The 12,742-nt window shown below is 63.8% G+C and carries 12 protein-coding genes and 1 pseudogene; 10 read left to right on the forward strand and 3 right to left on the reverse strand.

Annotation, left to right across the window (positions count from 1 at the left end; genetic code table 11):
- A pseudogene (locus tag KQ661_RS20710) lies at window positions 1-255 on the forward strand (dihydrolipoyl dehydrogenase family protein); the annotation flags it as partial.
- A gap of 143 nt (window positions 256-398) precedes the next feature.
- Here the strand turns inward: KQ661_RS20710 and KQ661_RS20715 are convergent.
- Entirely contained in the window at window positions 399-1,175 is a 777-nt protein-coding gene (locus tag KQ661_RS20715; RefSeq protein ID WP_216728026.1) for a TIGR04283 family arsenosugar biosynthesis glycosyltransferase, read from the reverse strand.
- A gap of 413 nt (window positions 1,176-1,588) precedes the next feature.
- Here KQ661_RS20715 and KQ661_RS20720 point away from each other — a divergent pair, with 413 nt between their 5' ends.
- Window positions 1,589-2,215 carry a TlpA family protein disulfide reductase gene (locus KQ661_RS20720; RefSeq protein ID WP_235727351.1) on the forward strand — a complete coding sequence of 209 codons (627 nt, stop codon included), beginning with the start codon at window positions 1,589-1,591 and terminating at the stop codon, window positions 2,213-2,215.
- Window positions 2,216-2,623: 408 nt separating this feature from the next.
- Entirely contained in the window at window positions 2,624-3,472 is an 849-nt protein-coding gene (locus tag KQ661_RS20725) for a sterol desaturase family protein (RefSeq protein WP_216728027.1), read from the forward strand.
- 219 nt (window positions 3,473-3,691) lie between these two features.
- Here KQ661_RS20725 and KQ661_RS22960 read toward each other — a convergent pair whose 3' ends face one another.
- Both KQ661_RS22960 and KQ661_RS22965 read right to left on the reverse strand, forming a co-directional pair.
- Window positions 3,692-3,844 (reverse strand): DUF547 domain-containing protein, encoded by a 153-nt coding sequence (locus KQ661_RS22960; RefSeq protein WP_317196161.1) that lies wholly within the window; start codon window positions 3,842-3,844, stop codon window positions 3,692-3,694.
- Entirely contained in the window at window positions 3,841-4,179 is a 339-nt protein-coding gene (locus KQ661_RS22965; RefSeq protein WP_317196162.1) for a DUF547 domain-containing protein, read from the reverse strand. Before KQ661_RS22965 ends, KQ661_RS22960 begins: the two co-directional genes overlap by 4 nt.
- Window positions 4,180-4,621: 442 nt before the next feature.
- Between KQ661_RS22965 and KQ661_RS20735 the strand changes: the two genes are divergently transcribed.
- The 7 genes from KQ661_RS20735 (at window position 4,622) to KQ661_RS20765 (ending at window position 12,684) form a co-directional block, all read left to right on the forward strand.
- On the forward strand, window positions 4,622-5,674 hold the full coding sequence (locus tag KQ661_RS20735) for a tyrosine-type recombinase/integrase (protein ID WP_216690920.1): 1,053 nt from the start codon (window positions 4,622-4,624) through the stop codon (window positions 5,672-5,674).
- A 490-nt stretch (window positions 5,675-6,164) separates the two neighbouring features.
- The gene (locus tag KQ661_RS20740) at window positions 6,165-7,649 is read left to right on the forward strand and encodes a BON domain-containing protein (protein ID WP_216728028.1); all 1,485 of its coding nucleotides are present in this window, start codon (window positions 6,165-6,167) and stop codon (window positions 7,647-7,649) included.
- A gap of 67 nt (window positions 7,650-7,716) precedes the next feature.
- Window positions 7,717-8,535, forward strand: coding sequence for a universal stress protein (locus KQ661_RS20745; protein WP_216728029.1), 819 nt, complete (start codon window positions 7,717-7,719; stop codon window positions 8,533-8,535).
- Window positions 8,536-8,568: 33 nt separating this feature from the next.
- Window positions 8,569-9,390, forward strand: a complete 822-nt coding sequence (locus tag KQ661_RS20750) for a universal stress protein (protein ID WP_216728030.1) — start codon at window positions 8,569-8,571, stop codon at window positions 9,388-9,390.
- A 44-nt stretch (window positions 9,391-9,434) separates the two neighbouring features.
- Window positions 9,435-10,280 carry a universal stress protein gene (locus tag KQ661_RS20755; RefSeq protein ID WP_216728031.1) on the forward strand — a complete coding sequence of 282 codons (846 nt, stop codon included), beginning with the start codon at window positions 9,435-9,437 and terminating at the stop codon, window positions 10,278-10,280.
- Between the two features lie 441 nt (window positions 10,281-10,721).
- Window positions 10,722-11,801, forward strand: coding sequence for a site-2 protease family protein (locus tag KQ661_RS20760; RefSeq protein WP_216728032.1), 1,080 nt, complete (start codon window positions 10,722-10,724; stop codon window positions 11,799-11,801).
- 40 nt (window positions 11,802-11,841) lie between these two features.
- Entirely contained in the window at window positions 11,842-12,684 is an 843-nt protein-coding gene (locus KQ661_RS20765; protein ID WP_216690914.1) for a universal stress protein, read from the forward strand.
- The last annotated feature ends 58 nt before the right edge of the window (window positions 12,685-12,742 follow it).

The following is a 12,742-nucleotide window of genomic DNA, read 5'->3' on the forward strand; positions in this document are numbered from 1 at the left end:
AAATTCCGGGTGAAGACCGACGTGACCACCGGCTGGTTTACTTCCCGCCGGCTGAGCACGCCCGTTTCGGCCTACAAGCTGCTGGTAGACGAGGATACCGACCAGATTCTGGGTGCCCACCTGTTGAGCCCCAACGCCGAGGAAGTCATCAACCTGTTCATGCTGGCCATGCACGCCAAGCTGCCGGCCAATGAGGTGAAGCAACTCATTTTCGCCTACCCAACGGCTGCTTCGGACATTATTTACATGCTATGAGGCATCGTTTGTTCGACGTTCGGAGTAGTTGTTTATTTGAGTAAAGCATCTGGCAGCAGCTCGATAGCAGCACAGCCGGCTTATCCCAACTACTGGTGTTTAAGCGGCTGTGCTCTGTCGCTGCGGCCACCTGCCATCATAGCCTACAGCTTGTCCTGCCGAATAAGCCGCTGGTAGAGTCCTACCAGCCGCGCCTGCGATACCCCCAGCCAGTAGAGCCCAGCCAGCAGGGTAAAGGCCGCCTGCAGGCGATACACCCCGTTATCGAGGTACTTGCGGGCGGAGGTGATAACGGCGCGCGGCATTATTTGAAACGGCCCGTGCGCCTGCAGTCGCTGCACAATTTCCTGGTCCTCCATCAGTAGCAGGTCCTCGCGAAAGCCGCTTATCTGCGCGAACAGCTCGCGCTGCACGAACAGGCTTTGGTCGCCGAAGCGCACCAGCAGCAGGGGTAGGCGCGTGCACCAGGCGCTGAAGCGCAGGAACCAGTGCCCGTGGTCGAAAGCCAGGCGGTAGCAGCCGCTGCCGTAGCCCTGTCGCCGGGCCCGCCGCAAGTCGGCTACGAAGCCGGGCGGGGGGTAAGAGTCGGCATGCAGGAAATAAAGGATGTCGCCGCTGGCATGGCTGGCGCCGTAGTTGAGCTGGGCGGCGCGGCCCTTGCGCGGGCTGCGCACCACGGCCGCGCCCGCCCGCCGGGCCAGCCCCCGGGTGTCGTCGGTGCTGCCCCCGTCGACCACAATGATTTCCAGGTCCGGCTCATCGACCGTGGCCTGGCGCAGACAGACCAGCAGCGCCCCGATACCGGGGGCTTCGTTGTAAGTCGGAATGATGATGCTGACCGTTGCCACCGCGATGTCCCCGGCCCCATAACCCGCCGGAACACGGGGTAAAAGCACAGGGGTGGGGACGGCAGATGGCATGTGTTAAGTACTAAGCTGAAAGGAGGGGGCAATCATCGGTCGATTTCCCACATTTGGTCATCAAAAGGGAGGGCCAGAGGCATTTCAGCCCAATGGTTCTACCCCGAGTACGCCCGCCCGGTGCGGGGTGTTGCCGGGCCGGGCAAATAAAAGGTATTCCAATTGCAAGGATTTTTTCCTATTTCCGACCACCCGTCTGCAAACGGGCTCGGGGCGGGTCGACGCTCCTTTTGTCAATGGAGTTGTTTAGAAAGTCACAAAAGGTACTCAAACGGTGATGCAGAGCGCAGCGAAGCATCTTGCTCGCATCGTTGAACGGGCCTGACGAGGCGAACGGTGATGCAGCGCTGCGCGCTGCATCACCGTTCGGGGACTTTCTAAACAGCTTCAATAATCTTTTTTAGAAACTGCAGATGTTGAATTGTAAAAGGCGCCGGTCGTGGCTTCCCCTGGCCCTGCTGGTGCTCGCGCCGCTTACCGGCCTGCATCCCATGGGGCGCAGCGGCGGGCAGCACAGCCAGCTGGCTACCGGCCGCTGGCAGGCCGAGACACCCGCCCGGGCTACTTCTGCCATGCCGGTGGCACTCACCAAGCACGCAAACTACCCCCACAACCTGCCCTTGGTCACGCTCGACGGCCTGGCCGTGAACCTGAGCGACCTGGAAGGCAAAGTGGTGTTCGTAAACCTATGGGCCAGCTGGTGCCTACCCTGCGTAGTCGAGCTGCCAGGCATTGAAGCACTATATAAAAAGATGGACCCGAGAAAGGTTGCCTTTGTTCTGATTTCACTTGATGAGAACCCAGCGAAGGCGAAGGCCCTGCTCAAGCGGCGGGGCTACACCTTTCCGGTCTATTTCCCTCCCAATAACCGCCCGCTGCCCGCGCCGTTCGATTCCAGCTCTATCCCGTCCACCATTATCCTCGGGCCCGATGGGCAGGTTGCCGCCCGCTACGATGGTATGGCCCGGTACAACACGCCGGAATTTAAAGCTGCCCTGGAGCAGCTGGCCGGTGCTGCCAGCCCGTCGGCAGGGGACTAACGCCGTTCTCAAACACGATAGGACGTTTTCTTCAGCCTGTACTTTCCGCGCCGGGAAGCCGGATGCAGGACAGGAAAAAGGTGGCCTTAGAAGCTGTTTAAATTAGCGGAGAATATCGTTTAAACGGTGTAGAGACGCAGAAATGCGTCTCTACACCGTTTAAAATCAGAAGAATTGACTCAAGCTTCTTGGCCGATTGGGCTTCGGGAGCACCGGCCAAGCAAGCCACACGCCCCGAATGCAGTATTCCGGCACAACGCTGCCGAATGGCTGCCCGATATGCCCTCCCACATGCAGACGCACCGGGCAACCCCGCCGATACCAACGCAGTATTACCACTCATTGCTGCTCCTGTTTTTCGCTCACTTACCCCCTGTTGCCGTGGCGCTACTTCCCTTTTCCGCTCCCTTGTTGCGCCGTTTCGACCGCTGGGCCGGCCCGGCGCTGGCCGTAGCCGCCCTGGGCCTGCTGCTGCTCGAAACCCGCCACCCCCTGCGCCGCCGCACCCGGCCCCGGCCCGAGCGGTGGCTGCGCAATGCCCTGGTGGCCGCGCCCGCCCTGCCCGCCATGCGACTCACGCTGCTGCCGGCCATGGTGGGCCTGGCCCAAACCTGGGCCCCCGGCCGGCCGGTGCTGGCCCGCCTGCCAGCGCCCCTGCGCCTGGCCGCCGAAGTGCTGCTGCTCGACTACCTGGGCTACACCTGGCACCGCCTGCTGCACGCGCCCCTACTCTGGCGGCTGCACCGCGTGCACCACAACGACCTGGACATGGATCTGACCACGGGCTGGCGCTTCCACTTTGGCGAGATGCTGGCCAGCATTCCCTGGCGGGCAGGGCTGCCCGCACTGCTGGGCGTGCGGCCGGCCACGGTGCTGGGCTTCGAAGCCGTGTTTGAGGCCTGCACGGCCTTTCACCACAGCAACTGGCGGCTGCCCTTTGCCGTGGAGCAGCGGCTGGTGCGCGTCGTGGTCACGCCGCGCACGCATGGCATCCACCACTCGCAGGTACAGCGCGAAACAGACAGCAACTTTGGCGTCGTGCTCACGCTTTGGGACCGGCTGCACCGCACCCTGCGCCTGAACGTGCCCCAGCAGGCCCTCACCATCGGTGTGCCCGCCTACCCGGAAGCGGCACAGATGCCGGTGGCGCGCCTGCTGGCCCTGCCGCTGGAGCCGCTACAGCCCTGGGCCCGCCCCGACGGCTCGGTACCGGCCCGGGCAGAATTGGCCGGCCCGCTGCACGTGCTGGTGCCGTAAGGCCTAAGCCGTTTACTGCTCGTTGAGCTGCCAGTTATAGTCCAGTAAGGTAACCGGGGTCTGTTCGTCGATTTTGGTTTTCGAATACCGATTTACCCACTTGGCCACCGACTGGCCGTTGCTGGTCCAGTCGCTCTTGTACCAACCAAAGTAGTTGGAGAGCTGTGCCTTGCCGGGGCTGATGCTATTTTTAGCCGGGTCGTTCAGAAAGTCATGGCCCTAGGCATCAAGCTGGGCATCGAGGCGGGCGGCGGTGTAGGGCTCGTTGCGCAGCCGGGCGCAGGACATGGAAGCGCACACCAGCGCGAAGTGAATGCGCGGGTCGTCGTACTGCTTGCGCAGTGTACCGTGCTCGATGTTGTCAAGGCTCATTTTCTCGCCCCCGATACTAAAAACTTCGCGGCCCAGGGCGTCGTCACGAAGGGAATTTGAATGGAGGAACCGATTTCCTTGATGCTCTTGACGGGGTAGTAATTCAAAATCAGCCGGATGGTGTAGGCATTGTAGGCGTTTATCCAGTACGCCATCTGCTCGTTCTTGCTCCAGCTGGCCGCCGGCGGGTTTTTGCTCAGCAGTGCCAGGTATTGGTTGAATTCTTTCTCGTCGGCCTTAAAGACTTTGTAGTTGACCAGGCCCTTTTCGGTGACGTATTTTTTCAGCAGCCGGTCGTAGCCGCTGTGGTCCGTTGCGGGGCCGGCCGTGGCCATCGTATAGGTAGTTACCGGCAACAGGGCCGGTTCAGTGTGGCGAAGGCCGCCACCGCAGCGGCTCCTATGGCGATGATGGCCAGCACGGGCAAAAAAGAGGTTTTCATAGTTTTGAGATTGGTGGCGCTGGAGCCGTAGTCGCCCAACTCGCTCCGGCCTTACAAAACGCCGCGTAGTGCGCGGCGGCCACTTTCGGACAAGCCCGATATCACGGCATCACGGCATGCAAGCCAAAACGTATCTGACTGCTTAACCTTCCTTGCAATACCCTTTTCAATAATTCATAAGGCTGGGCAAATATAAGTTATGATAATGTTTACTTATCATAACTTATATTTGACAGACAAAAAGGACAGCTTTTCGACCGTTTTTGACACCTATATATAAGGTATCGATTCGCGAGCCGTATCAGCTCGCTTTAGCACTACCTGAAATCCATTCCATGAGCGAAGACCTTTCCCTTGTCGCCTCGTCCAACGCCAACCAGTCGGTCAGCGCCCAACTGGCCCGGGCCTCCGCCAAAGTCGCGGGCTTTCTCGAAACCGGTCTGCAGGGCGCGGCCAATACGGAGCGCGCGTACACGTCCGACCTGAAAAGCTACGTGGCCTTCTGCGAGCAGCACGGTTTGCGGGCGCTGCCAGCCGACGTGGAAACGCTCACCGAGTACGTGGCCTATCTGGCCACGGAAAAAGCGGAGCCGGCAGCCGGGGACCGGCAGAAAAAAAAGAAGGGGCAACAGCCGCTCACCGGGCCGCACGCGCTGGCCACCATCAAGCGGCACCTAGCCGCCATCCGCAAAGCCCATCAGCTTGCCGGCTACCGGCTGCCGGCGACGTTGGATGCGCTCAACATCGTCATGGAAGGCATTGCCCGCACCTTAGGCAAGCGGCAGGACCAGGCGCAGGCCTTCACCGTCGAGGAGCTGAAGCAGGCCATTCGCCGAATTGACCTGGAAACGGCGGCTGGCCTGCGGGACCGGGCGCTGCTGCTGCTGGGCTTCGCGGGAGCCTTCCGGCGCTCGGAGCTGGTGGGGCTGAACATTGAGCAGCTGGAATTCACGGAGCGGGCCTTGCTGGTCCACCTGGCCAAAAGCAAAACCAACCAATACGGTGCGGTGGAGGACAAAGCCATTTTCTACGCGCCCAATATGGACTTCTGCCCGGTGCGCAGCCTGCGGGCCTGGCTCAATTTGCTGGGCCGTACCACAGGGCCGCTGTTCGTGAAGATTCCCCGGACCACGCCGGGGCGGCTGGCTACCCCATCGGAAAAGCGACTTTCTGATATTTCCCTCAACAAGCTGGTGCAAAAGCGGCTGGGGCCGGGCTACTCGGCGCACTCGCTACGCGTGTCCTTCGTGACGGTGGCCGTGCTCAACGGGCAATCCCACAAGGCGATTAAAAACCAGACCAAGCAAAAAACGGATGCCATGATTGAGCGCTATACCCAGCTCAACAACGTGGTATCGTACAATGCCGCGCAGGCGTTGGGCTTATAAACCTGACAGCTACGCGCCCGCCGGGCACTGCGTGCCCTCGGCCTTTTGCCTTGATGAAGCCCCGCCATTTCTTGCCTGTTCTGTGGCGGGCGGGGCCTGGCTGTTGGTGCAGGGATAGAACGGACGAATTGGCTTCATTAACTCTTCATTTGATGAATATCACGCGCTGCGGCAATTCTTGTCATGGGGCTTGCCGCGCTTTTGATTGATTTTTGTATCAATCCAGCTTTCAATTGACTTTCAGCGCGATGCCAGCGCATAGCTAAAACCTGCCAGATACCTGGAGTACTGCTGTGGGGGCTTGCAAGTACTGCGCTGCCGTCTACTTGCAGAACGACGATGTTGCAGGTACTACCCCGGGACATCGCCCTCACCCTGAGGCTCATGGCCCGCAACTCGGCGCGCGCCGAAATATGCGCCGCCGGTGCTCCTGAAGAGCCGCAAAGCTTATCAATTCATTGAATTGCAATATATTATCTCTCCACCAGTTATGGTTACGCCTCATCTCCTGATTATACCAGCCACCGCCGAAACCATGGCCGATACCGACATTACCATGGCCATCAAACGGCTATTTACCACCCAAAAAGGCCTGGACGAGCATTTGCTGGACGTGGCCACGCACGAGGGCCTGGTAACGCTGACTGGTTTCACCGACAACCTGCTGGCCCGGCAGCGGGCCGAGGACATTGCCCTGGCCGTGCGCGGCGTGCGCGGCGTTGCCAGCACGGTGGCCGTGCGCACCCCCACCCGGCCCGATGCCGACTTGCAGCGCGACGTGTGCGGCACCCTGGCCGACGACCCCGCCACTGGCGACTATCAGGTGCAGTGCGCCGTGGCCGGGGGCGTGGTCACGCTCACGGGCATGGTGCAGTCGTGGGCCGAGAAGCAGCTGGTGCTGCGCGTGGTGCAAGGCGTGCGGGGCGTGACGAGCCTCATAACGGAGGGCCTGACCATTCAAAAGGGCAAAATCGTGAATTCTGACGAGGAAATCACCATTCAGATTCAGGAGCTGCTCGACTGGGATATTCGGGTGAACAGCGCCTTAGTGCAGGTGCGCACCATCGAGTCCGTGGTGCACCTGTCGGGTACGGTGGGCACGGCCACGGAGCGGGACCACGTCATAGCCATAGCCTACCAGACCGGAGCCGCCCACGTAGATGCCCGCGACTTGCTTGTGGCCTACTGGGCGCTGAGCAGCGAGCTGCGGCGCGGGAAGTTTGCGCTCCGGGCCGACGAGGCCGTTGTGGAGGCCGTGCGCGGCGCCCTGCACCGCAACCCACGCGTGCGCTGCTCCGAAACGCTGGTGCAGGTCCATGAAGGCATTGTGACGCTGGCCGGTACGGTGAGCAACCTGCGCGCCCGCCAGGAAGCCGAGCACGACGCCCGCCTCGTAGTGGGCGTGACCGAAGTACACAACCTACTGAAGGTACGACCCAGCGGCCTGGTGCCTGATGCCGATATTCGCCAGGCCATTCTGGCCGCGCTGGCCCGTGACCCCTACGTGGGGCACTTCTTTTTTACCGTGAGCGTGAGCAACGGCCAGGCCACTGTGCACGGGCAGGTAGACCATGCGTTTGAGCGCGAGCGGGTGGGCGATGTGGCCGCAGGGGCCAGTGGCGTGCTGGCCGTGGCCAACCTGGTAGCCGAGCCCGCCGAAGCGCGGCCCGAAGCCCTTGCCCGGCCGGACAGCCCCGACCCCGACTCTGACTATGCGCTGGCCGGCCGCATCCGGGAGCGCCACTTCTGGTCGGCCAGCCTACACGACCAGGATATTGACGTGCAGGTGAGCCACGGCCACGCCACCCTTACCGGCACTGTGGACAGCTGGCCCGAGCGCCAGCAGGCCACCCTCGAAGCCTACAAGGCCGGAGCCCACGACGTGAAAAACCACCTGCTCGTGCTGGCCCCGGCAGGCCCCGGGCAGCAGGGCCCTCATCCCCCTGCTCATCTGCTAACCGACACCCACCGCTAGCGCTAGCACCCGGACTGGCCGGGCCGCCCACGGGTTTTCCAATTCACCCCTTTTTTCTCCTACTGCTATGGCTTCCCCCCTTGTCGTACTGACTGATTTTTACGCCGTCACCGCCCGGGCGCTGTCCTACGCTGCGGGGCTGGCGGTGTCGATGAAAACGGAGCTGGTGCTGCTGCACGCCCGCCACGACGTGCTGCTGGCTCCCATCGACTACGGCTCCTACTCACCCGTCAGCGACAATGCCACCGACCGGGTCCTGCAAACGCTGGCCGACGCGCAGCCCGTGCCCACCCAGGTAGATGTGTCGGACCGGGAGCTGACCGAGGCCGTGCGCGCCACCGTGCACCGCCACCATCCCCTGCTGCTGGTGCTGGGCCGCCCCGAAACGGCCGACGCACCCGTGGAAATCGTGACCGGCACAGCCATGGACCTGCTCACTACCGTGCCCTATCCGCTGCTGGTGGTGCCGCCCCCCGCCGGCGATACCTTCCCGCCCCGCCGCCTGCTGCTGGCCGTGGACGGCGAACCGTTCGTGCTGCTCCGGCATCAGAATGTGCTCCGGCAGCTGCTACGCCTGGCGGAGGGCACGTTGAACGTGGTGCGCGTAACCGACGACAGCCACGCGCGCCTGGGGGCCGAAGCCATCCTGCGCACGGTGGCCGACAACGACCTTACCGAGGTGCTGCCCCCCAGCCAGCTATATGAAGTGTATGACCGCTCGGTAGTGAGCGGGATACTGGCCGAAGCGGCCCGGCAGGAAGCCGACCTGCTGGTGGTCGTGGCCCGGCAGCACAGCCTTATCGGCAGCCTGTTTCATCGCAGCGTCACGGCCCAGCTGCTGGAGCACAGTCCGGTTCCGGTGCTGGTACTACCCGCCGAAGACTAGAGCGCCTTTTATCCTGTTGCCCAAACACTTGCCATGGAAGCATCTTTCATTATCCTCACCGATTTTTTCACTGTATACCCAGAGGCCCTGGCCTACACCACCAGCCTGGCGGCCGCGCAGCAGGCCCGCGTGGTGCTGCTGCACGTGTGCCACAATGGCCTGCACGGCCCCGGCGAAAAAGGCAGCCCGCGCACCGAGTGGAACAAGCGGCAAAAGCAGCGGGAACTAGCCCGGCTGACCACCAACCGACCCGTACCCACGGAGCTGGTGGTATCGGAAGAAGTTTTTCCTGAGGCCGTTGGCCAGACCGTGCGGGCCCAGCAAGGCCAGCTGCTGGTGCTGGGCCAGCCCGGCGCGGCCGAGCAGCCCGTGGAAATAGTAGCCGACGTGGCCCAACTGCTGCTGGAGCAAGCCCTGTGCCCGGTGCTGGTGGTGCCCCCCACGGCCTCGGAGGGCTTGCCGCCCCGCCGGCTGCTGCTGGCCGTGGACGGCGAGCCCCTGGACCTGCACCCACTCCCGGCGCTGGTGCACCAGCTGCTGGCCGGACCACAGGCGTCGCTGCAGGTGGTTTATATACCCGAAAGCGCCACCACCCCGCCCGACCCCGTTGCCGTGCTCAACACCATCCGCATCAACGGGGTGGTACCGGCCATACCGCTCAGCCGCCTGCACCTGCACCACGCACCCGATCTGGTGGCCGGAATTCTGGCCGAAGCCGTGCGCCAACAGGCCGATATGCTGGTGGTAGTGGCCCGGCACCACAGCCTTATTGGCAGCTTTTTTCACCGCAGCATCACGGCCCGGCTCATGGAGCAAAGCCCGATTCCGGTGCTGGCACTACCGGCCCGCGACTAGCCCCGGCGACTGATTGCAACAGCTTATCACTTAAAATTTTTGCTATGAATCCTTCCATTTTGGTGTTGGTCAATCTTTCTGAGGCGGCGGAGCAGGCGGCCCGCTACGCCGCCGTACTGGGCGCACCGCTACACGTGCGCCTGGAGCTGGTCAACGTCTATCAGCCCCCCATTCTGGCCTCCGGACTGGCAGCTGTGCCGATGCACTACTTCCCCCAGATGCAGGCCGAGACGGAAGACGCCTTGCAGGCGCTGGCCCAGCGCCTGCCCGCGCCCACCGAAGCGACGGTAGTCGCGGCCCCCATTACCGATGCCGTGCAGGAAGCCATTGAGCGCCACCACCCGCTGCTGCTGGCCATGAGCCTGAGCCCCGAGCAGGACCTGCTCGACTACCTGCTGCGCAACCACGTGCTGCCCGTACTGCGCGCCACCCACCACCCGCTGCTGCTGGTGCCCGAAGCCGACCCGCCCCCCAGCCGGCCGCGCCGCGTGCTGGTGGCCATCGATGGCGATTTTTTTACCCTCAGTGCCGCCACCCTGGCCCTGGCCCCGCTGCTGGCGAGCTGGCAGGCGGCCTATTCGGTGGTGCACGTTCGAACCCTTGCGAGCGGGGGCGTGCGGCCCGGTGGCTATGAGCAGCTGGGCGGGCCGCTGCGCAAGCTGCTGCCCACGGCCGCGCCGCTGGCGCTGTACGACGATGCCGGCCACGCTCCGGCTCCCGGGGTACTGCGCGCCGTGGCCGAGACGCAGGCCGATTTGCTGATTCTCATTGCCCGGCCCCGCAGCTTCCTGGGCCGGCTGTTTCATCGCAGCGTCACGGCGCAGGTGTTGCGCGGCTGTCCCGTGCCGGTACTCCTCCTACCCGCCGACGATGCCGACCAGCCCGACTGACTGCCGGCCATGAGCTGAGAGGTTGCGCCGACGCTTGCATAGTACCTGTTTTTCACCCAGGGCCGTTGCACGCCCCTTATTCCCCGTTGTATGCTCATTCCCACTTTTCTGTTTTCGGCCCTGCTCATCGGGGCCTTGGTCGCGGTGCGCCTGCACCGCCTCGACACGCAGCTGCAGCCGGTGCCCCTGCCCGGCCGCTGAGTTCGGCCGTGCCGCATCACCTCCCCGCTTTTCGGCTCACCGGCAGGCGGGGATTTCTGCTTTGTGGCCGGCTGTACTGCTCAAAGGAGTAGGCATGCAGGGGTTGATGAAAATCAAGTGTTCGGGTAATTCTCGTCATGCCGAAGTCAGCGACCGGGACGGACTTTTGCCTATGTCCCTTTGGGGCCGGTCGGGTGGGCTTTTTGTCTGCCCGGGGCGGCGCTCCTGGTACTTCTGCTTATGAAAAACTCCTTGCTAATCGGTCGTCTGGCCGGCATCCGCATCTTCCTGCACTGGACCTTCCTGCTGCTGCTCGGCTTCCTCGTGTTTGGCGAGGTGCGGCGGGGCAGCAGCTATGGGGCCGTGCTAGTGTCGGTGGGGTTTGTGCTGGCGCTGTTCGCCTGCGTGGTACTGCACGAACTGGGACACTCGCTCATGGCGCGGCGCTTCGGCATCGGCACGCGCTCTATCACGCTGCTGCCCATCGGGGGCCTGGCCACGCTGGAGCGCATACCCGAAAAGCCCCGGCAGGAGCTGCTGGTGGCCTTGGCCGGGCCGGCCGTGAACGTGCTGTTGGCGGCGATACTATACCCCTTCGTGGCGCCACTGGGGGCCTTCGAGGGCATCGGCCTCAGACACGATGCCGTGGGGCCGGGCTTTCTCACGGCCCTGTTCTGGGTGAACGTACTGCTGGTGGCATTCAACGCCATTCCGGCTTTCCCCATGGATGGTGGGCGGGTGCTGCGCGCCCTGCTGGCCATGCGCCTGGGCCGGCCCCGGGCTACCGCCATTGCCGCCGGGCTGGGCCGGCTGCTGGCCGTAGGCTTCGTGTTCTACGGCTTGTTCAACAATCCGTTTCTGGTGCTCATCGGCATCTTCGTGTATTTCGGGGCATATACCGAAAACGCGTCGGTGCAGCACCGCGAGCTGCTGGGCGACTATACCGTGGGCCACGCCATGATAACCAACTACCTCACCCTGGCCCCGTCCGACAGCGTGCAGCACGCGGCCGACACCCTGCTGGCCGGCTCCGACCAGGACCTGATTGTGCTCGACCAGGGCCGGGCCGTGGGGGTGCTCACCCGGCCCCTGCTCATGGCCGCCCTGCGCGACCACCGCCTCACCACGGCCGTGGCGGAAGTAATGAGCCGCGAATTCGATACGGTGGAAATCAGCGACAGCCTGGCCGCCGTGTATGCCCGCGCCCTGCGCCTGCCCAATGCCTTTTTTCCCGTGCTGGAAAACCAGCGGCTGCGCGGCGTCATCGACCAAAGCAACCTGACCGAGTTCCTGACCATCCGGGCCGCGCTGAGCCAGTAGTAACCAAGGCCCCTATTCTCACTTTCTTCTCTTCTTCGCCATGAAACCCACCCTGCTCGTTCTCACCGATTCTTCGCCCGCCGCCGAGCGGGCCCGGGCCTACGCCGCCGTGCTGGCCGCCCCGCTGGGGGCCGAGGTGCACCTGCTGCACGTGTACCCCACGCCGCCCACTACTGCACGGGTAGGCCAGGTCATGCGCGCCACCAACGCCGGCTACGTGCGACGGGAGCGCCACGCGCTGGAAGAAGTAGCCGCCGCCATGCCCGTAGCCACCACCGCCACCACCGTGGCGCAAGTCTGGGACGAGGCCGTGCAGGAAGCCCTGCACCAGCATCAGCCGCTGCTGGTTATCGCCGGCCTCACGGCCACCGACGGCCTGCTGGACGAATGGCTCAGCAACCGCGCCCTGCCGCTGGCCCACGAAACGGGCTACCCGCTGCTGCTGGTGCCGCAGAACCTGCCCACGGCCGCCCTGCGCCCGCCGCGCTGCCTGGCCCTGGCCGTGCGCGACCAGTCCTTTACCCTCACGCCCCAGGCCTTGGCCCTCACCCCACTCCTGGCGGCCCTGGGGGCCACCGTGGTGCCCGCCACCGTAGCCCGGCCCGACGAGCCCACCGCCGGCCGGCACGGCCTCACGGCGGCGCGCGAATGTGGCCTGACGCCGGCCCTGGCCGGCAGCAGCCTGCACCGGGTGGTGGGCGAAGCACCGGCCGCGGGCCTGCAGCAAGCCGTGGCGGAGCTGTCGGCCGATATGCTGGTTCTCCTCGACCCCGGCCACGGCTGGATAAGTAAGCTTTTTGGCAATAGCGTTATCGACGAGGTGCTACGGCATACCCAGGTGCCGGTACTGCTGCTGGCCACGCTGGAAAACGGGTTGGATTAAGCGGCTGGTAATATTAAGATTCCTGCATCCATAGCCAAGCTCCCTCACTGACCACTTA

This window comes from Hymenobacter siberiensis, from assembly GCF_018967845.1.
GTDB lineage: Bacteria > Bacteroidota > Bacteroidia > Cytophagales > Hymenobacteraceae > Hymenobacter > Hymenobacter siberiensis.